A 19,530-nucleotide genomic window follows, 5' to 3' on the forward strand; every position below is an offset into this window, starting at 1 on the left:
AGAAGGAAGAGAAAATGGCAAAGAAACCGTTGGGGACAGATAAGTTCGGTGTCCAGAAAGTTATGAGGACAAAGGATTATCTTGGAGATTCATTAGGACAATTTTCACTGAATGCAATCTCAACAATTATTGGACAGCTGACTTATTTTTATACAGACAAAGTTGGTCTGGCAGCAGGGGCGATTGCAACTGTATTGTTGATCAGTAAGATTATTGATGCATTTACAGATCTGATCATGGGAAATATTGTAGATCATACGAAACCAGGTAAGGAAAAATACAGACCATGGCTTTTAAAGGCTGGTATACCGGCCGGTATTATGCTTGTATTGATGTTTACTGTACCAAAGACATCCGGAACACTTCAGATTGCTTATGCACTCGTAACCAATATTTTACTATCAGCAGTGCTTTATACAGCAGTAGCTATTCCATATGGCTCTTTGATGGCTGTCCGTACAAACAGTCAGGAAGAACGTGGAATTATGGGTACATGGAGAGCAGGAGCCGGCTATGTGGCAGGATTTATTATGGCAATTCTGATCATTCCAATTACAAATGCATTGGGAGGAACACAGAGTGCATGGATTAAATTTGGCGTGATTATTGGATTATTCATTATTTTAGCTTTTGGTATTGCTTATCTGACAAGTAGAGAAACGGCTACAGAATCAGGTACAGTGGCTGAAAAAGTTGAAGAAGAGGAAGAAGCGATTCCTTTCAGAGAGGCGATTACAAAATTATTTCATAATAAATATTGGGTGATCGTTCTTATTGTAAATCTTCTGGCTTGTATCCTCTACGGAACAACAGCAGCTGCGGGAACTTATTATTGCAAATGGATTTTTGGAAATGATAATCTGGTAGGATTACTTGGAGGAGTTGGATTGATTCCTACATTCCTTGGATTTGCCCTTGTAGGTGTGATGATCAAGAAACTTGGAGTTGTTGGAACATTGAAGTTTAGTTTCGGAATCGGTATTATTTCCAATGTGCTGATGATTTTCTTACATAATAATTTCACTGCATATATGGTTCTTGGATGCTTTACAACGTTTGCAACCATTCCTATGATGTGTCTGGTTGGAGTTATGACGACAATGGCAATTGATTTCAATGAATATAAATATGGTGTGAAAATGGTTGCGTGCTCCAACAGTGCTTCCAGTTTTGGAGGAAAGGTAGGAAGCGGAGTTGGAGGATCGCTGATTGGATGGATGCTTGCAGCAGTAGGATATGATGCTACCCTTTCTGTTGCGCCGGAAGCAACGAAGATGGCAATCTATGGATTTTGCTTCATTATCCCGTTAATTGCATTTGTGGTTATGTTTGTTCTTGTGAGTCAGTTTGATCTTGAGAAAAAGCTGCCTCAGATGAGAGAAGAGGTCGCGAAAAGAAAGCAGGAAACAGTAACGGACTAAGTGATCTGCTGTGTCTGTTTTCTGTATTGGGTAGGAGTAATTCCGTACTTCTTTTTAAATACATTCTGAAAATAAGCCTGAGAGGAGAAGCAGAGGTAACTGCTGATTTCACTCAGGCTTTTTTCTGTAAAGGTAAGCAGACTTTTGGACTCTTCTAACTTGCAGCGCATGATAAAACTGCTGATATCAAAGCCGAGTTCCTTTTTAAATTTTTTCGTAAGATAGGAGCGGCTTTTCCCGATATGTTCCGTGACATCACCAACCTGGATCGGTTCATTTACATGACGGGAGATGAACTGGACACAATCAAAAATTTCTTTGGACATTCCACCTGGAATTTTCCCTTTTGCAACACGCTCTGCAAAATCAATCAGCATGGAATAATTGAGATTTTCAATATAAGTGAGATTCTGTGAATGCTCACAATCCTGGATATAGACATCGGCCAGCTGATAGGCTTCTTCCAGATTCATTCCACCCTGAATGGCTGCACGTGTAGTGAGTGTTGCAATTGTAATGAAAATGTTTTTCTTTTGTCTGAGCGCATTGCCCGCGACAATCCCCTCCACAAGATTCTGCGAGCTGTTGAGAAGTTCTTTCAATCGTTTGATATCTCCGTTCTGGACATATTTCATCATTTCTTTTTCGTAAAAATATGTATTATGATATTTTTGATTTTCTTTGAGCTCCATGATTTTTTCTGTGTAAACACTGGATATCTTATCTGTCTGGCTCAATCTTTCCAATTGGAAATGCTCACTGACAGAGATTACTTCATCATTGATGCAGAAGTGTAAATAAGCAAGAACATTCAAAAAAGAATAGAGTGATTGCGGTGGAATGCTTTGTAAAAAATGTGAGACGCGGGAATGAAAGGAAGCATCAATGGTCCATTCCTTCATAAAATTGTGCGTATCAGATTCTGTTACCGGTGTACTGAAGACAGGTCCGACAATAAGACAATAATCGCGTCCGGATGATTCGACGTAACCATAATAAGTAAAAGAATCAGAAACAAAGTAGTCCGGATTCTTTTTGAAATTTAAAAAATCTGGAGAAGGATTATTTACAATAATATCAAACCCGGCATCTTCAGGATAAGTATAACTTTGATCCGACGCATAATCATAGCAATTGATTGGGAGAAAGGTGGATTCATAAAATAATCTGCAAAATGACTTAATATCCTTAATCATAAATAACCTCCGAAAAATGAATTTGATGTAAAAGAAATTTAAATACTGAAATATCCAACATATATGATTTTACAATAATTGAACTGATATTACAATAATCAATAGCTGGACGTATGATATTTTATACTCATGGTAAGCTGATATTTATAGTAACCAGAGTAATTTATATGATTTTAGAGAATAAGTGGGAGGAAATTTATGTTTATTCAGAATATAACTTGTGAATTTGTAAAAAATTCGATTTCGATTGATTGTCAACACCCAAGATTTTCATGGGAGATTGTTGCAGAAAAAAACAATGTTTTTCAGAAAGCCTGGCAAATGATTGTCAGAAATGAAGAGAATGTAATTGTATGGGATAGTGGTGTTCAGGAGACCCCTGATACTACAGATATTTCTTATCAGGGAGAAAAGTTAAAATCAACATCCGTATATCATTATCAGATTACTGTGTGGACAAATACAGGGGAAATGCTTCAAAGTGGAGAGAATTATTTTGAAACTGCATTTTTTGATCATTCTGACTGGAAAGCAAAGTGGATGGAGCCGGAGCCATTGCCGCAATTACCACAGAATCCTCTGCTTGAAGCGAAAAAAGAGTGGCAAAAGATTACAGAAGCAATGATGCACGGAGATATGAGTGCAATGAAAACAGAAGAGGATATCTGGGAGGCTTTGCCGATGGAACCTTATGATCCGGCAGTACAGATGCGCCGTGTTTTTCGGGCAGACAAACCAGTGAAACGAGCCCGTCTGTATGTGACCTCACATGGTATTTATGAAGTGAAGATCAATGGAAAGTCAGTGACGGACAGCCGATTAAATCCAGGATTTACAGCATATGACAGAAGGTTGAAGTATCAGGTCTACAATGTGGACGAATTGGTACAAAACGGAGAAAATGCAATTTCTGTGACTGTTGCGGACGGATGGTATAAAGGAAAGATTGCGCTTGGACACGGATGTGAATATGGAGAAGTTCCGGGAGCATTGCTACAGTTGGAGATGATAGATGAAAATGGTAAAAAACAAGTCATCTGTTCCGATGAAAACTGGAAATATTCCTTCGATGGACCGGTACGAAGTGCGGATTTATTCTTAGGTGAAACCTATGATGCAAGAAGATATGACGGGGAGCCATCCGAGATAGAGTATGATGATAAAAAGTGGCTTCAGGTGAGAACACATACAATGGAAAATCCAATACCGGAAGCGCAGATCAGTCCACTGGCAAAGGTATTTGAAGAAGTTCCTGCACAGAGCGTATTTGTTACACCAAATGGCGAAACAGTGGTTGATTTTGGACAGAACCTTGCAGGAACCATCCGGGTAAAGATTCAGGAAGAAATCGGCACAGAAGTGAAATTCGAACATGGAGAAATGCTTGACGGTCAGGGGAACTTCTTCTATGTTTTTGCCGGAACAAGCAGGGCACAAGAGGATATTTATATTTGCGGAGAGAAGCGGGAAGAAATTTTTGAGCCACATTTTACATATCATGGATTCCGCTATGTGCGCGTGACTGGTGGAGCAGATTGGAAGAAAGAAGATTTCACAGCTCTTGCAATCAGTACAGAAAATGAAGTAACAGGAAATTTCCAATGCTCGGATGAGCAGATCAATCAGCTGCAGAGTAATATTTACTGGAGCCAGCGTTCGAATAACATTACGATTCCGACAGATTGTCCGACAAGAGAAAAAGCAGGATGGACAGGAGATGTAGTGGTCTATGGGGCAACAGCATTGTATAATCAGAATATGACAGCCTTTTACGAAGACTGGCTCCGCAGTATTCGCCTGGATCAGCTGGAAAATGGATATGTGCTGGGAACAGTACCACAGATCAGAAATTATGTACAGCAGGGGGATACAGGTTCTCTTGGCTGGGGGGATGTCATACTGACACTGCCACTTCAGTTGTACCAGTTCTACGGAGACAAAGAAGTTCTTCAGGCAAATTACGAGGCGATGGAGGAATGGATGCAGTCCATGGAGCGTGCTGCACATGAACTGCCAAGTGAAGCAGTTCCTTATGGGGGATCACAGACAGAACAGAATTGTGATGAAAGAAGTCTTGAAAACCAGCGTTATCTGATCAATACAGGATTTCATTTTGGAGACTGGATTATTCCAAGTGTTGTGAATGAAGAGGGATTTACCGATGGACCGGCTTCAGCATTTCTTACAATGAATTATGTTGGAAGCAGTCTGCTGGCAGCAGATGCAGATATGTTTTCGGAAATTTCTGAATTAGTTGGAAATATGGAGAATGCAGAGAAATACTGTGCTTATGCAAACAGAGTCCGTCAGGCGTTCGAAGAAGAATATGTATCAGAGGATGGAAAGCTTGGGCAGGAGATGCAGGGAAATTATATTCTGGCATTGAGACATCATATGGTGTCACCGGAGAAAGAACCACTTCTTGCGGAAAGACTGAATGAACTTGTAGTAAAGAACGGATTCAGATTGGATACCGGTTTTATGGCTACCCCACATATTCTTGATATCTTATGTCAGTATGGCTATGCAGATACTGCATGGAAAGTATTGCTTCAGAAGCAGTGCCCGTCCTGGCTCTATGAAGTAGAACAGGGGGCAACAACAGTCTGGGAAAACTGGGATGCAGTAAGAACGGACGGGAAACTGGCAGGTTGTTCCTTCAATCATTATGCGTTTGGCTGTGTCGGAGATTTCCTATACCGGAAAGTTCTTGGTATTCAGAATACAGGAATTGGGTATGATAAGATCCTGATCGCACCGGAGTATGACTGTCCGTTTAAGTGGGCAGAAGGAACCTATCACAGTGTAAATGGAAACATTGAGTTAAGATGGGAAAAGAATAAAAATCAAGTAAAGATTTCCGGACGGATTCCGGCAAATACATCCGCATGCTTAAAGCTGCCAGATGGAACAGAAAAAGAACTTGGAAATGGATGGTTTGAAGTAAAAGCAGGATTAGATTCAGGCATAAAAGAATAAGATGGAGAAAGATCATTTTCATCCGTTTGATACGTCAGTGGGAGACTTTGATTTGTGGCAGGATGAGAATGGAAATGGATACTTGTATTTTGAACACGATCATGCAGGCGTGATTTCAACAGGGCTGACAGAAGATTTTCTGGATGTACAGGGAGAGCATCTGGATATGTTTACAGGTCTGAAACCACCATATACAAGAGAAGGATGTACACACTTTGTGTATAAAGAGAAACATTATCTCTTTACCAGTGGAATGATCGGATATATACCAAATCCAAGCGAGATCGCGGTAAGTGATACTCCGCTTGGTCCCTATGAGGTATTGGGAAATCCGCATAGGGATGATTCGAGTAGTGCGTCGTTCAATAGCCAGATCTCTTATGTGTTCCATGATCCTGAACGAGAAGATCTGTATCTTGTGATGGCAGACCGCTGGGTACCGGAATACGTGGTAACGAAAGCAAAATATGAAAGTCTGGAACGTGTGATTACTTTCCAGTATAATTCAGAAATCCACCCAACAGAAGCAGACTATAAAGTTGCAATGGATGCCCCATTTCTTGGAAATGCGAATACTTCTATTGCAGACTATGTCTGGCTGCCACTGAATCTGGATGGAGAGTATCCGACGATTGAGTGGAAAGAGGAGTGGAGACCATAAAGAAGAAAGGGGAGAGAGAAAAGAAAATGCAAAAGAATAAGAAGAAAATTAACAAGAAGATTATTTTAATTATAATAGCGGTTTTACTGATTTTACAAATTGGCTGGATTGCATTTTCCGGTATGCAGTGGGGATGGGGACCATTTGCAAAACTGCATGATATAAAAATGTCAAAGCTGCCTGGAAATGATGAAAAATATGCACTGAATCAGACAGAAGAAAATGTTCACGATGAACTTCAGGGAAAGAAAATTATTTTTCTTGGTTCATCAGTTACTTATGGAGCATCTGCAAAGGGAGTATCATTTGCAGATTATATAGGAAAACGCAATCAGGCTGAAGTAGTGAAGGAAGCTGTATCAGGAACTACATTAGTAGATAACGGAGCTAATTCTTATATCAGCAGATTGAAGAAAATAAAAGAAGCGCAGGCAGATTTATTTATCTGTCAGCTTTCGACCAATGATGCGAGCCAGAAGAAAGAATTGGGAATGATTGGGGAGTCAAAAGAGTTAGATTCATTTGATACAGAAACAGTATCCGGTGCGATAGAATATATTATATGCTATGCAAAGGAAACATGGGATTGCCCGGTTATGTTCTATACGAATCCCCGATATGACAGTGCAGAATATGAAGAAATGGTCCAATTGTTATTGCAGATTCAGAAAAAATGGGGGATTGGAGTGATTGATCTGTGGAATGATGCAGAGTTTAATGAGCTGACAGATGAAGAATGCTCCCTTTACATGGCAGATAAGATACATCCGACACAGGCGGGATATCTGGAATGGTGGACTCCATATATGGAGGAGAAGATGGAAGAGTATTTGGCTGATCAGAAGAGTAAATAAAAGTGAGAAGGATAACATATAAGCTTGTGTGTAGAGCGGAAGAGCTTGAAGATTCTCCGCTCTTTTCTTATGCCAGGATATGAAGGCGCTCCAGGGAAGCAATTGCAGCAAGGTGGGAGATGAATTGCAGGAGGAACACCACAATATTTACTTCAGATGAGTGATAAGTTAAGTGTGGAAGAAAATATAAAAAATACTTATTTGAATCCAACCTCTTTTTGTATGAGGAGCCGGTAAGTCTTTTAAAGCAAGAAGTAAGAGAACCAGTAATTTATAATGCAATTATTACGGCAATCGCAACAGGAACTTCGAGAATGTCAGAGATAGCTACAAAAGTAGGAGAGAGTACCACTACTTGTACAGCATATATTAAGAATCTGATTAATCTTGGAATTATTAAAAGAGAAACTCCATATGGTGAAAAAATTTGATTCGGACAATCGCAAGATTTGCATAACCAAACAGGGACGGAGTGGTTTAACATGGCATTTATCAGGCACCGGAGAAAGACATACTCTGTGGTATATAAAATCCTGGATGAGAATGGAAAAGAACATATAACATCTGAAACATTTGCTACGCAGAAAGAAGCAGATAAACGGAAAAAAGAAATTGAGTACAAGCAGTCTATCGGAAAATTTGAGGTTCAAAAGTGTGCAACATTGAAAGAACTGATTGAAGAATATGTGCAGATATATGGACATGACAAGTGGGGTGTTTCCACTTACTCTGGTAATGTGGCTCTGATAAATAATTACATTCTTCCAACAATCGGAGATACCAAGCTTGCAGGCATCAATACACATTTTATAGAGAAGTATTATAAGGATCTTCTTAAAATGCCGGCGGTAAAGAGTACAAAGAATCCGGATGGTACAGGAACAATCACGGAAAGTACAGTAAATGAGATACATAAGGTATTAAGGAGCTGTTTCCGTCAGACGGTTAAGTGGGATATGATGAAAAAGAACCCGGCTGTGGATGCAACCGTTCCGAAAGCAAAGAAGCAGGAGCGTGAGATCTGGACAGCAGAGATGCTTATGCAGGCATTGGAAGCCTGTGATAACAAAATGCTCAAAATAGCATTTCAGCTTGCATTTACGGCAACACTTCGTATCGGAGAACTTCTTGGACTGACCTGGGATGATATGGATATTTCGGAAGAGGCAATTGCAGATAACAAAGCCTATGTTATCATCAATAAACAGGTAGAGAGAGTATCAAAGGATGCAATAGAAGCACTCAATTCAAAAGAAATTATCATGACATTTCCAAGCCAGAAGAAAAATAACAGGACGGTCAGAGTGCTGAAAATACCAAAGACAGACAGCAGTGTCAGGAAGGTGTTTATTCCAAAATCAGTAGCACAATGTCTGATTGATCTGAAAGCAGATCAGGATGAGATAAAGGAAGTGCTTGGGAATGAATATCAGGATTATAATCTGGTAATGGCAACAACATTTGGTATTCCTATAGGAGACAGCTATTTAAGGACAAAAATGCAGGAAATCATAGATGAACTGGGGCTGCCAGATGTAGTGTTTCACAGCCTGCGTCATACCAGTGTTACCTACAAGCTGAAATTAAGTGGTGGAGATATTAAAGCAGTCCAGGGAGACTCCGGCCATGCTCAGGCGGATATGGTAACGGAAGTGTATGGCCATATCCTGGACGAAGACCGAAGGAAGAATGCGGAGCTTATGGAGAATGCCTTTTATAATAAGGAAAATCTCAATCCTCAGATGAAAAATCAGGATGAAGGCAGCAGTACGATTACTGTACCGGATGGAGTGGATGCAGAGCTGCTGATGAAAGTGCTGGGGAATCCGGAGATGGCAGCACTGCTTACATCATTGGCAAAGACAATGAAAGTATAAATATAGAAGAACGATATTGTGTGGAGTAAGAAATCTGTGCAGTATCGTTTGTTCGTTTTTTGTGAAACTCTTGTGAAAACTTGTGAAAAAGATAGTTTTGATATGAATGGGGGTTTGTGCTAAAATATCTTTGTTAATTACATGAAGAGATTGAAACCCCGACTGAGACAATATTGTTCCCCCTACATATAGAGAAAGGGACATCTCAGACGGAAATATAAATATTTTAAGATTATAGTATAGTACGGATGAATTATGAAGAAGAACAGATATTTACTTAGCGTGATAGTACTTGCAATATGGATAGCTGTAATTGCATTTTTTTTAATGATATTAAAGCAGAATCACTTTGAGATGCTTGACTTTAGTGACAGGCATTTAGTTGGTGCAAGTTACATGACCATGAACAATGAATTTTATAAAATAGTAAGTGAAGAGATCAGCCAGAAAGTTGAGGCAGAGGGAGATCAGCTTATATTGCGTGACCCTGCACTTAGCGTTGACAGGCAGATAGAGCAGATTAAGGAAATGCTCGATATGGGAATTGACGTGCTTGTGCTTACGCCAGTAGATTGGGAAAGCCTGACAGACGTCCTGACGGAGGCAAAGGAAAAGGGCGTCTATATAGTGGTCGTTGATTCCAATGTCAAAGAGAGTGCATTGGTTGATTGTACGATTACTTCTGATAATTATGCGGCTGGCAAGATGATAGGCGAGTATCTTGTATCACAGAAGCAGGAAGCTAAAGTGGTTCTGATGGAACACTCGACAGCCAAATCAGGAAAGGATAGAATCAAAGGCTTTCTTGATGCGATAAAGGGTTACGATGGAATTGAGATAGTTGACAGGGTAGAATGTGAGGGACAGCTTGAAATCGCAATGCCTAAGATGAAAGAAATAATAGAATCAGGAACCAGGTTTGATCAGGTATTTTGTCTGAATGACCTTGCAAGTGTTGGTGTTGTTGCTGCGCTTGATGAGAAGAATATGCTTGATAAAGTCGATGTGTATGGTGTAGATGCATCACCTGATGCAAAGGCTCTGATTAAAGAAGGAATGATGAAAGCGACAGCAGCACAGTTTCCGTCGAGAATAGGAAAAGCAGCTGCGGAGAAAATATATGATTTACTTCAGGGCAAATCTGTGGAGGATTACATATATATTCCAGTAGAACTTGTGGAACAGTCCAATGTTGATACATATAGTGTTGAACGCTGGCAATAGGAGAATGCGATAATGGATAGAAACAGCACATTACAAATCCAGTTTTCCTTTATGAAAAATCTAAATTTTCTGATACTGATTTTTATAAGTGTCGTGACAATGTTTGGTGTAAGGGGCTGCATCAACGATAAAAGTGCTTTAGATTTTTTAAATACTGCGGGGAAATTACCTGTAGCGCAATGGAAAATATTTATTTTAAGTATAGGATATTTTATATGTCTGCTATTTTTACTCTCACTGCAATGCAAGAATAATTTTGAATTGTTCATAAAGATTACAGTCGAGATTCTTGTTGGACTTATGATATGCAATACAGTTTATTTCGGGTATGCAGGTGTGATTTTGTTAATACTTGCAGATGCAATACAGTATGCTCCGAATATGAAATACCGACTGTGGGTCATACTTATAGCGTGTATTATCTATATGATAGTTGATGCAAACGTGATATCTACGGTATATACATGTGTGCCGCTTGAGACGATGTGGATGTATTATGATGTGAATTCAAGGGTACTTTTGTTTGCTGTTTTAAAATTCCTTAATGCACTTAATCTTTTTTCATTTATCTACTATATGGTGGTTCTTATTGTAGACCAGATGAGTGAGAAAAAGAGGATACTTTGTCTGAACGAGGAACTTGAACAGAAGAATGCACAGCTTCTTGAATATGCAAAGCAGATGGAGACTGTTGTGCAGACGAAGGAGCGTAACAGACTTGCCAGAGAGATTCATGATACATTAGGACATGCACTTACAGGAATCATAACAGGGCTGGATGCATGCATAATGCTTATAGATGTCGCACCAGATGCGGTAAAGACACAGCTTACAGCCATTGCAGATGTTGCGCGTCAGGGAATGACGGATGTACGAAGATCAATCAAGGCACTCAGACCAGATGCACTTGATAAGATTAAATTAAAGGAAGCTCTTAAGCAGATGATATCTGAGATATCACAATCCACAGGTGTAAAGATCCAGTTTGATTGTGATATAGAGTTTGACTACTTTAATCAGGATGAAGAAGATGTAGTGTATCGAATTGTGCAGGAGAGTATTACAAATGGCATCAGGCATGGAAAAGCATCAGAGATAAATGTGAATATCCAAAGAGAATACAATCTGCTGACAATTACTATAAAGGATAATGGTATTGGATGTCCTGATGTAAAGCAGGGATTTGGACTGCATCATATGCATGAACGTTTACAGATGCTAAATGGCAGACTTAAATATGATGGAAGTGATGGATTTACAGTGTGTGCTGAAATACCAATCAGATGGGGAGAAGAGAAAAATGATTAAGATACTTATAGCTGATGACCAGGAACTGATTCGTCAGAGTTTGCAGATTATACTGAATAATGAGCAGGATTTTGAAGTGACAGATGCTGTTGAAAATGGGGTAAAGGTTATCCGTTCTATCCGTAAGAATAAGCCTGATGTGATACTTATGGATATCAGAATGCCTGAGATGGATGGTGTGGTATGTACACAGATTGTCAAAGAAAATTATGATGATATAAAGATAATCATTCTTACTACATTCGATGATGATGAGTATGTATTTAACGCTCTCAAATATGGTGCAAGCGGATATTTGTTAAAAGGTATTTCGATGAAAGAATTGTCAGATTCAATTCGCAAGGTCTACAAGGGCAATGCGATGATAAATGGTGACATAGCATCGAAGGTAGTAAAATTATTTTCTAAAATGGCACGTAGCAATCTGGTTATACAGGTTGACGAGAAGCAGTCGGAGAGTCTGAAGGACAATGAATGGCAGATTATTTCACAGGTCGGATGTGGACTGTCGAACAAAGAAATTGCGACAAAGCTTAATCTGTCAGAGGGAACAGTCAGAAATTCTCTTAGTACAATCCTTAGTAAACTGTGTCTTAGAGATAGAACACAGCTTGCAATATGGGCTGTACAGACGGGCGCAATTTATCATAATTTGGAAGATGGTGTGGAATAGATGAAAGATTTGCAGAAGAATACAATTCTTAAGTCTGTCGGAGTATTGCTGATGCTGCTGATAATGTGGATAGTAGTTGATGGCCGTGTCAAGACTTTGCTGGATGGCAATAAGCAGACTATTACAATAGGTGTTTTTTCCGATAGCTATTGGGGTGTTCAGAATGGATATTCATATCAGATAATAGATGACGCAATCAAAATTTTCGAGGATGAACATCCAGGGGTGAAAGTGGAGTATGTAAACGGAATTATAAAAAATGATTATTCAGAATGGCTTGCAGAGCAGCTGCTTAATGGAACAGCACCAGATGTATTTTTTATAATGAAAAGTGATTTCAATGATTTCGCCCAGCTTGGTGGTTTAAAAGATTTGAGTGGATTCATAAAAAGTGATACCGATTTTTCAGAAGATGATTTCTATAAGTCGGCTTTTGAAAGCGGGAAATATATGGACACGCAGTATGCATTGCCATATGAATGTGCGCCAAGACTTATGTTTATCAATAAGACTATATTAGACCAGGAAAATATTCCCATGCCGGATAAGGACTGGACATGGGAGGATTTCTACAATCTGTGTAAGAATGTGACAAAGGATACAAATGGGGACGGTGTCATAGACCAGTTTGGTGTAGTTGGATATTCATGGAAGGATGCATTTTACGAGAATAATGTCAACTTATTTAACGAAGATGGCACACAGTGTAATCTTGTAGGTGATAATGTAGAGGAAGCAATCCGTTTTGTTGAGAAGTTAAATAGTCTCACTGAGGGATATGAGGTTACAAGTAAGGATTTTAATTATGGAAAGGTTGCATGCATGCCGATGCTGTTTTCAGAGTATCGTGCATACAAATCATATCCGCTTAGCATTAAGAAGTATTCAGGATTTGAGTGGGAGTTCGTTGAGATGCCAGCTGGAGCACAGGGAGATAATGTATCAGAGCTTGACACACTTCAGGTTGGTATGAATGCCCGAATGAACAATGAGGGGCTTGCATGGGAATTTATGAAGCTGCTCACGTCAGACAGCCGTATTCAATCGGAGATATTTGATTATTCAGAGGGCGTATCTGTTATAAAGGCTGTTACAGAGTCAGATGATACGAGAATGGTATTGGAGAGGGCTTCCAACGACAGAGTCAATATGAGTACAGAAGTACTTGAGGATGTACTGAATAATGCCGTAGTTGATCCTACTTTCCGTAATTATGATTCGGCTATGGAACAGATAGATCAGTCCATGCAGGAAATTATGGGCGGCAACAAGAATATAAGCATGGAACTTATAGTAAGCAACAGGAAAATAAACCAGTATTTAGAAGACATAAAATAGAAATGTGACAAATGTCATGTGGGTGCATGACATATTTCTTAAAAAAAAGTGACGCATGTAAGGTGAATATGCGTCACTTTTTTTTTATACTTTTTTTAGAAACAAGGTAACTATTCAATAACCTTTCTAAAAAATAAAAAACGCGCCTCATATATGAGCAACAGCTACGAAGTAGCGAAACTGCACAATACAACGTGCGGTTTTGCGAATATATGAGTATAGGAACTGGATGGTTACGTTAGGAATGAAGAAGGAGGTAATAGTAATGAAGTACATTGTATTGGTCAGTCATGGCATGTTTGCACCTGGACTGCATGATGCATTGGGGATGCTTGTAGGTGAGAACAGGGAAGATATTCTTTCTACCAGCCTAAAAAATGGCATGGGTGCAGATGAGTTCGCAGAGAATGTGAGAAAACTCATATCTGTTGTAAAAGAAGATGATGAAATCCTTTTGTTTGCAGATTTGCTCGGTGGTTCACCACTTACTGTGAGTGCCAATGTGATAGCAGAAGAAGGATTGCTTGACAGAACAACAATGATTAGCGGGATGAACCTTCCACTTGTCTTAAGCGCAGCAGTGATGAAGGATGATATGGATATCGACGAGCTTAAAGCAGAATTGATTCCAGAGGGACAGGACGCTATTACAGAATTTACAATTCAGGCAACTGAAGATGAAGATGATATTTAATGTAGAGGAGGAAATTACAAATGGCAGTTTCATTTATTCGTGTTGATGATCGTATGATTCACGGACAGACATGTACAAGATGGTCTCTTGAGTATCCATGTGATGGATTAATCGCTGTAAATGATGCAGCAGCAAAGAATCCTGTATTAAAAGCAGCATACAAGAGCGCAAGCGGTAAGAAGACTTTCGTATGGACATTGGAAGAGTTTCAGGCAAAATGCGGCAAGGTACTTGCAAGCAAGGACAATTATTTCCTGATTACCAAAAATCCAATAGACATGAAGAAGATTCTTGTAGATCAGGCTTTCAAGCCAGGACTTAACAAGGTAATAATCGGACCTTGCAATGACAGACCAGGAGCTACAAAGCTTGGTAACAACCAGTCAATCACACAGGAAGAAGCTCAGGCTCTTGAGGACATCACAAATGCAGGTTACAATGTAGAATTTGCATTATTAAAGGAAGAGGCAATTGGACCATGGTCTAAATTCAGAGGCCAGTTTGGATTTAATTAGGGAGGAATGAAAAATGACAATTAGTTGGTTTCAAGCCGTAATATTGGCAATATTTGCATGTTTATCAAGTATGCCAGGTCTTGGCGGTTCTTCAATAGGTAACTATACATTAGGTCGTCCGCTTGTAGGTGGACTTGTATGTGGTATCGTTCTTGGCGATATACCTACTGGTATCATGGTAGGATGTGCAATGCAGATTATCTACATCGCACTTGTAACTCCAGGTGGAACTGTTTCAGCAGACGTTCGTGCTGTCAGCTACATCGGTATCCCTCTTGCAATGGTTGCACTTAAGAGCTATGGTCTTGAGGCATCAAGTTCAGAAGGAACAGCACTTGCTACATCATTCGGTGCCATGGTTGGTACTGTAGGAACAGTATTATTTTATGGAACAGCAACAATCAACCTTGTATGGCAGCATATCGGCTGGAAAGCAGTTGAGAAGAGAGAGTACAAGAAATTATATCTCGTAGATATGGGATTACCTTGGATTTCTCATTTGATTTGTTCATTCATCCCAACACTTATTATGTGTAAATTAGGCGCTAACGTAGTTGAACTTATCAAGACTACACTTCCTATGGATGGTATCGCAATGAAGACATTATTTACAGTAGGTTCATTACTTCCTTGTGTAGGTATTGCAATTCTCTTAAAGCAGATTGTTAAAAAAGCAACAGATTTCATTCCATTCTTCTTTGGTTTTGTACTTGCATCATCAATGGGTGTAAATCTCGTTGGAGCAACAATTATTGCAGCAATGTTCGCTGTTATGAACTACAAGATTAAGATGCTTGCAATCAGAAAACCTGCAGTAGCATCAGGTACTTACGATGATGATGACGAGGAGGATATATAAGATGGAGAAGAAATTATCTAAAAAAGCTTTATTGAAATCTTTCCATAACTGGTATTATGGACATCTGACATGTTTTTCTCAGGAACACATGCAGACATTTGGTTACCTCTGTGCAATGCTTCCATTAGTAGAAGAATTGTATGATGATGAAGAGAAAAAAGCAGAGGCAATGAATACATACACAGCTTTCTTCAATACAGAGCCACAGCTTGGAACAGTAGTAATCGGTATTACAGCCGGTCTTGAAGAGGCAAGAGCAAACGGAGAAGATGGTGTTGATGATGAAACAATCAACGGTTTAAGAGCTGGTCTTATGGGACCAATAGCTGGTATCGGTGATTCACTGGTAGTTGGAACAGTTATTCCTATTTTACTTGGAATCGCACTTGGTATGTCAACAGGTGGTTCACCATTAGGTGCAATCTTCTATATTATAGTTTGGAACTTATTTGCTTATTTTGGAATGAAATTCCTGTATTTCAAGGGCTATCAGCTCGGTGGAAAAGCAGTTGAATTCCTGGTAGGACCTCAGGGTGAAGCAATCAGAGATTCAATTTCTGTACTTGGTGGAATGGTAATCGGTGCAGTTGCTGCAACATGGGTAAGCGTAACGACCTCATTTAAACTCTTTAATGATGAAGGTGAAGCATATCTTGTTTTACAGGATAAATTCAACGAGGTTTTACCTGGTTCTCTTACAGCAGCATTTGTTATGTTATGCTGGTACTTAATGGCAAAAAAGAAATTATCACCTGTAAAAGTAATGTTACTCTTAGTAGTAGTAGCGTTCGTAGGTGTATTGGTTGGATTCTTTGATCCTAATCTTTCATACTAATTTCTTTTATATATTTCTTTTACTTTTTCTCGGGCAGATACAGTATTGCATCTGTCCGGGACTTTATAATTACATCTTGGTCGAAGATGCCCCTTCTTCTACAGGGGGAGCAAATATTGAATATACATTCGGGTAATCTCTTAATGAGGTATTGCGAAAATTATAGATTGATGTGGGAGGGTAATATGATCGAATCCAGAAAGAATTTTTTAACGGTTGAAGCAGACAGACAGATTAAGGCACTCAAGCTTATAGGACGTTGGAGAACAATGTGTATAGGGCTTTCTGCAATCGGTGTGCCATTTATTTATGCGGGCTTTTGTGGCATGAATCAGGCTATATGGATGAGAGTGGTTGGAATAATACTCCTGGTAATTGGCTTTATATTAGCAGCCATATTAAATCTTGGAATCAAAAATGGAAAGAGAAACGTAAATAAAATTCTGGCAGTGATAGAGGGTAAGTAGTATGGGCAATAAATATGCTCTTATTTGTATGGATTTAGATGGGACTCTTTTAGATGAGAAAAAGCAGATTTCAGAGCGTGCAAAAAAGGCGCTGTATGAGGCAAAAGAAAGAGGAATCTATATTGCGTTTATATCAGGCAGAATGTTGCATGCTGTCGAACTTATAGAGAAACAGCTGGGATTTAAGTGTATCGAGGGAAGTTCGGCTGGTACATATATAACAATGGATGGAAAATGCATAGAAAGTCATACGATGGATTGTGATGATATGCTTTTTGTGTATGACAATTATGCGAAGAAATATAATATTCCGCTGTGGATATATCAGGCAAATAACTGGTATGTTACAGAGGTGGATGAGATGGTTGAGAATGAAAGTAAGATTATAAATTATTCGCCAGAAGTAGTTAATCCGCATGAACTTGCCAGGCGTTGGAAAGAAGAAGGAATAAGACCGAACAAGGTTTTGATCGGTGCGGATGAGAAGATTGTTGATGAAATAAAGAACAATCTGGAAAGTGCAGATTTACAAAATCTTAGTTTCGCACGTTCGGCACCTATTTATCTGGAGATAGCACCAAAGGGTGTGAATAAGGGAACTGCAATCGCTGAGATATGCAATAAATTAAATCTTGACGTAGAAAAGACTATTGCGTTTGGAGATCAGGAGCTTGATGTCTCAATGATTCAGGCAGCAAAGACAGGTGTGGCAATGGGCAATGCACCAGACCATGTCAAGGAAGTGGCAGACATAATCACTCTTAGCAATGAAGAGGACGGTGTCGCTGTTGCAATGGAAAAATATGTATTAAATTAATTTGGAACACAGGATTCTTTGTATAGGATTGAGCTATAAATTTGCAAAGGAGGACTATGTGTGCGTATATGGAAAGCAATATTCAGCGTATTAACTATTATTTTTGGCTCACTGGGACTGATAAACATAGTTTCTACTGATATAACACTGCCGATTATGTTTGTCTTTATGGGATTAACTATGTTGACAAATGCAAAGGAGTGTTATGATAAAGGTGCGAAGAAAGATGCTATGATATTTGCAGGCATAGCGATTTTTGTCTATGTAGTCACAGCATATAATCTGATAAGCAGATTTATGTAACTTCCAGTTTGTAAAACTGATGGAATAAAAAAATGTAAAGCTGGGAGCATTAGCTTCTGGCTTTTTAAGTTAAAGCAAATAGAAGTAAATAATGGTCAAAAAACAATCGACATCCGACCTCGCACACGTTATGATATAGGTAATCTAATAAGAAAACAGTGTTATCATTACCGCATATTGAGTGAGAATGGTAGCCATAAATATGAATTCGTAGGAACGGAATGGTTGAACCCTCAGGGTGACAGTGTCACTCATTTGTCAGCGAGAGGTGCTTAACTTAGATGATTTTCAGTTTTCTTATTTTGACATGGATTTACAGGAAGGGTAGAAAAATCAATGATTTCATTGACTTATCTTAACTCAAAATAATATAGGTTTCCAACGAGGACTTGAACTCCTAAGTGACAAGTTTTTATTATTTCACTTGTCTACCTAGAAGGGAGCATATCAATTCTATGTACTCGTTTAGGATTATAGCTTGTATGGTTGAAATGGTTAATCCATGAAGTCATTCTTCTATATCCTAAGATATGATTAAAGCGTTCGTCATACTCCTTTATAAGTTCTGCCAATTTCATATTTTCTGCTTCTTGTTCAGGAATCTCGCGATGCAACCATTTATAGTAGGCAGATCTTGATATTTCAAGTTGCTTACACATCCAATTAATACTCCAGTTCTTTGTTTCATAAAAAAACTTTATTGCCATAAATTTTGAATCATAGCGGAGTTTTCCAAGCCTCACATCCTTTCGAAATCCTGTACTTTTTTTAATAATTCAGCCAACATATCCTTTTCTTGTAATTGTCTTTTTAGGCGAGCATTTTCTCTACGAAGGCGTTCTAATTCATCTACTTCTTCATCTGTTTTATGTTGTCCTCGCCTATCAGTTAATCCTTCTTCACCTTGTGTAATATACTTTCTTACCCAAGAATAGACCTGATTATAAGAAACACCATAAATACTTGCTGTTCCTTTATAATCGTGGTTGTGATTAATACAGTAATCCACGATTTTCTTACGTTCTTCAATGGTTGTTTTTTTTCTTGATTCTGCCATATAAACCTCCCGTTTAGGATTATAATCCCGAAGTTTTCTATTAGCATTATACAATAAAACCCATCGTCTAAGTGTTTCTTTTGAAGGAATTCCGTATCGAGCAGCAATCGTTCTTAAACTACCTTTTCCAGCAATATAATCTTCAACCGCCGAAATCTTATCAGATGATAAATAATTTCTGTTACCACTAGAAGGAAGAAATGCATCAACTCCATCCTGAAGATATCTTGGAATCCAATCAGTGATAATAGAATTGCCATTTTTGAAATGAATGCCATATTTATCACATAATTCCATTTCTGAAAGGTTTCCATATAAGTATTCTTCACATACTTTTATAATTATTTCTTTTGAATATTTAGACATAAAAAACCCCCTTAAGTAGATTTTGGTTATTTACCTTGTCTACTTAAGGGGAATCATACCACCCTGCTTCTGTTTTACGATATCGT

At 38.8% G+C, this 19,530-nt stretch carries 20 protein-coding genes; 17 read left to right on the top strand and 3 right to left on the bottom strand.

Annotated features, from left to right (window positions below):
• Positions 1-14: 14 nt before the first annotated feature.
• Positions 15-1,421 carry an MFS transporter gene (locus H8S40_RS03375; RefSeq protein WP_186864547.1) on the top strand — a complete coding sequence of 469 codons (1,407 nt, stop codon included), beginning with the start codon at positions 15-17 and terminating at the stop codon, positions 1,419-1,421.
• Here H8S40_RS03375 and H8S40_RS03380 read toward each other — a convergent pair.
• The gene (locus H8S40_RS03380; RefSeq protein WP_186864548.1) at positions 1,418-2,617 is read right to left on the bottom strand and encodes a helix-turn-helix domain-containing protein; all 1,200 of its coding nucleotides are present in this window, start codon (positions 2,615-2,617) and stop codon (positions 1,418-1,420) included. The two genes, H8S40_RS03375 and H8S40_RS03380, sit on opposite strands and share 4 nt — an antisense overlap.
• Before the next feature lie 198 nt (positions 2,618-2,815).
• On the opposite strand from H8S40_RS03380, the gene H8S40_RS03385 reads away from it, so the two are divergent.
• The 16 genes from H8S40_RS03385 (at position 2,816) to H8S40_RS03460 (ending at position 18,021) form a co-directional block, all read left to right on the top strand.
• A complete protein-coding gene (locus H8S40_RS03385) occupies positions 2,816-5,596 on the top strand; it encodes an alpha-L-rhamnosidase (RefSeq protein ID WP_186864549.1) in 2,781 nt (926 codons plus the stop codon).
• A gap of 1 nt (position 5,597) precedes the next feature.
• Positions 5,598-6,257 carry a glycoside hydrolase family protein gene (locus H8S40_RS03390; protein ID WP_186864550.1) on the top strand — a complete coding sequence of 220 codons (660 nt, stop codon included), beginning with the start codon at positions 5,598-5,600 and terminating at the stop codon, positions 6,255-6,257.
• Positions 6,258-6,283: 26 nt separating this feature from the next.
• Positions 6,284-7,111, top strand: a complete 828-nt coding sequence (locus H8S40_RS03395; RefSeq protein WP_118724826.1) for an SGNH/GDSL hydrolase family protein — start codon at positions 6,284-6,286, stop codon at positions 7,109-7,111.
• Positions 7,112-7,329: 218 nt separating this feature from the next.
• Positions 7,330-7,542 carry a winged helix-turn-helix transcriptional regulator gene (locus H8S40_RS03400; protein WP_243238174.1) on the top strand — a complete coding sequence of 71 codons (213 nt, stop codon included), beginning with the start codon at positions 7,330-7,332 and terminating at the stop codon, positions 7,540-7,542.
• Positions 7,543-7,593: 51 nt separating this feature from the next.
• Positions 7,594-8,988 (top strand): site-specific integrase, encoded by a 1,395-nt coding sequence (locus H8S40_RS03405; protein WP_186864551.1) that lies wholly within the window; start codon positions 7,594-7,596, stop codon positions 8,986-8,988.
• A 255-nt stretch (positions 8,989-9,243) separates the two neighbouring features.
• Positions 9,244-10,212, top strand: coding sequence for a sugar ABC transporter substrate-binding protein (locus tag H8S40_RS03410; RefSeq protein ID WP_118724792.1), 969 nt, complete (start codon positions 9,244-9,246; stop codon positions 10,210-10,212).
• Between the two features lie 12 nt (positions 10,213-10,224).
• On the top strand, positions 10,225-11,520 hold the full coding sequence (locus H8S40_RS03415; protein WP_186864552.1) for a sensor histidine kinase: 1,296 nt from the start codon (positions 10,225-10,227) through the stop codon (positions 11,518-11,520).
• On the top strand, positions 11,513-12,193 hold the full coding sequence (locus tag H8S40_RS03420; RefSeq protein ID WP_118724794.1) for a response regulator transcription factor: 681 nt from the start codon (positions 11,513-11,515) through the stop codon (positions 12,191-12,193). Before H8S40_RS03415 ends, H8S40_RS03420 begins: the two co-directional genes overlap by 8 nt.
• The gene (locus H8S40_RS03425; RefSeq protein ID WP_186864553.1) at positions 12,194-13,531 is read left to right on the top strand and encodes an ABC transporter substrate-binding protein; all 1,338 of its coding nucleotides are present in this window, start codon (positions 12,194-12,196) and stop codon (positions 13,529-13,531) included. It begins immediately after the preceding gene.
• Between the two features lie 265 nt (positions 13,532-13,796).
• Entirely contained in the window at positions 13,797-14,225 is a 429-nt protein-coding gene (locus H8S40_RS03430) for a PTS sugar transporter subunit IIA (protein WP_118724796.1), read from the top strand.
• 20 nt (positions 14,226-14,245) lie between these two features.
• On the top strand, positions 14,246-14,740 hold the full coding sequence (locus H8S40_RS03435; RefSeq protein ID WP_118724797.1) for a PTS sugar transporter subunit IIB: 495 nt from the start codon (positions 14,246-14,248) through the stop codon (positions 14,738-14,740).
• A gap of 13 nt (positions 14,741-14,753) precedes the next feature.
• The gene (locus H8S40_RS03440; protein WP_186864554.1) at positions 14,754-15,599 is read left to right on the top strand and encodes a PTS mannose/fructose/sorbose/N-acetylgalactosamine transporter subunit IIC; all 846 of its coding nucleotides are present in this window, start codon (positions 14,754-14,756) and stop codon (positions 15,597-15,599) included.
• A 1-nt stretch (position 15,600) separates the two neighbouring features.
• Complete coding sequence (locus H8S40_RS03445) at positions 15,601-16,434, top strand: PTS system mannose/fructose/sorbose family transporter subunit IID (RefSeq protein ID WP_118724799.1); 834 nt, start codon at positions 15,601-15,603, stop codon at positions 16,432-16,434.
• Between the two features lie 185 nt (positions 16,435-16,619).
• A complete protein-coding gene (locus H8S40_RS03450; protein WP_118724800.1) occupies positions 16,620-16,901 on the top strand; it encodes a hypothetical protein in 282 nt (93 codons plus the stop codon).
• A 1-nt stretch (position 16,902) separates the two neighbouring features.
• Positions 16,903-17,718, top strand: a complete 816-nt coding sequence (locus H8S40_RS03455) for a Cof-type HAD-IIB family hydrolase (protein WP_118724801.1) — start codon at positions 16,903-16,905, stop codon at positions 17,716-17,718.
• Between the two features lie 60 nt (positions 17,719-17,778).
• Complete coding sequence (locus tag H8S40_RS03460) at positions 17,779-18,021, top strand: hypothetical protein (RefSeq protein ID WP_002596221.1); 243 nt, start codon at positions 17,779-17,781, stop codon at positions 18,019-18,021.
• Between the two features lie 428 nt (positions 18,022-18,449).
• Here H8S40_RS03460 and H8S40_RS03465 read toward each other — a convergent pair whose 3' ends face one another.
• Together H8S40_RS03465 and H8S40_RS03470 are read right to left on the bottom strand one after the other, a co-directional pair.
• The gene (locus H8S40_RS03465; protein ID WP_186864555.1) at positions 18,450-18,680 is read right to left on the bottom strand and encodes an IS3 family transposase; all 231 of its coding nucleotides are present in this window, start codon (positions 18,678-18,680) and stop codon (positions 18,450-18,452) included.
• 80 nt (positions 18,681-18,760) lie between these two features.
• The gene (locus tag H8S40_RS03470; RefSeq protein WP_117992213.1) at positions 18,761-19,444 is read right to left on the bottom strand and encodes a helix-turn-helix domain-containing protein; all 684 of its coding nucleotides are present in this window, start codon (positions 19,442-19,444) and stop codon (positions 18,761-18,763) included.
• Positions 19,445-19,530 lie beyond the last annotated feature (86 nt).

Source organism: Ruminococcus hominis (genome assembly GCF_014287355.1).
Lineage (GTDB): Bacteria > Bacillota > Clostridia > Lachnospirales > Lachnospiraceae > Schaedlerella > Schaedlerella hominis.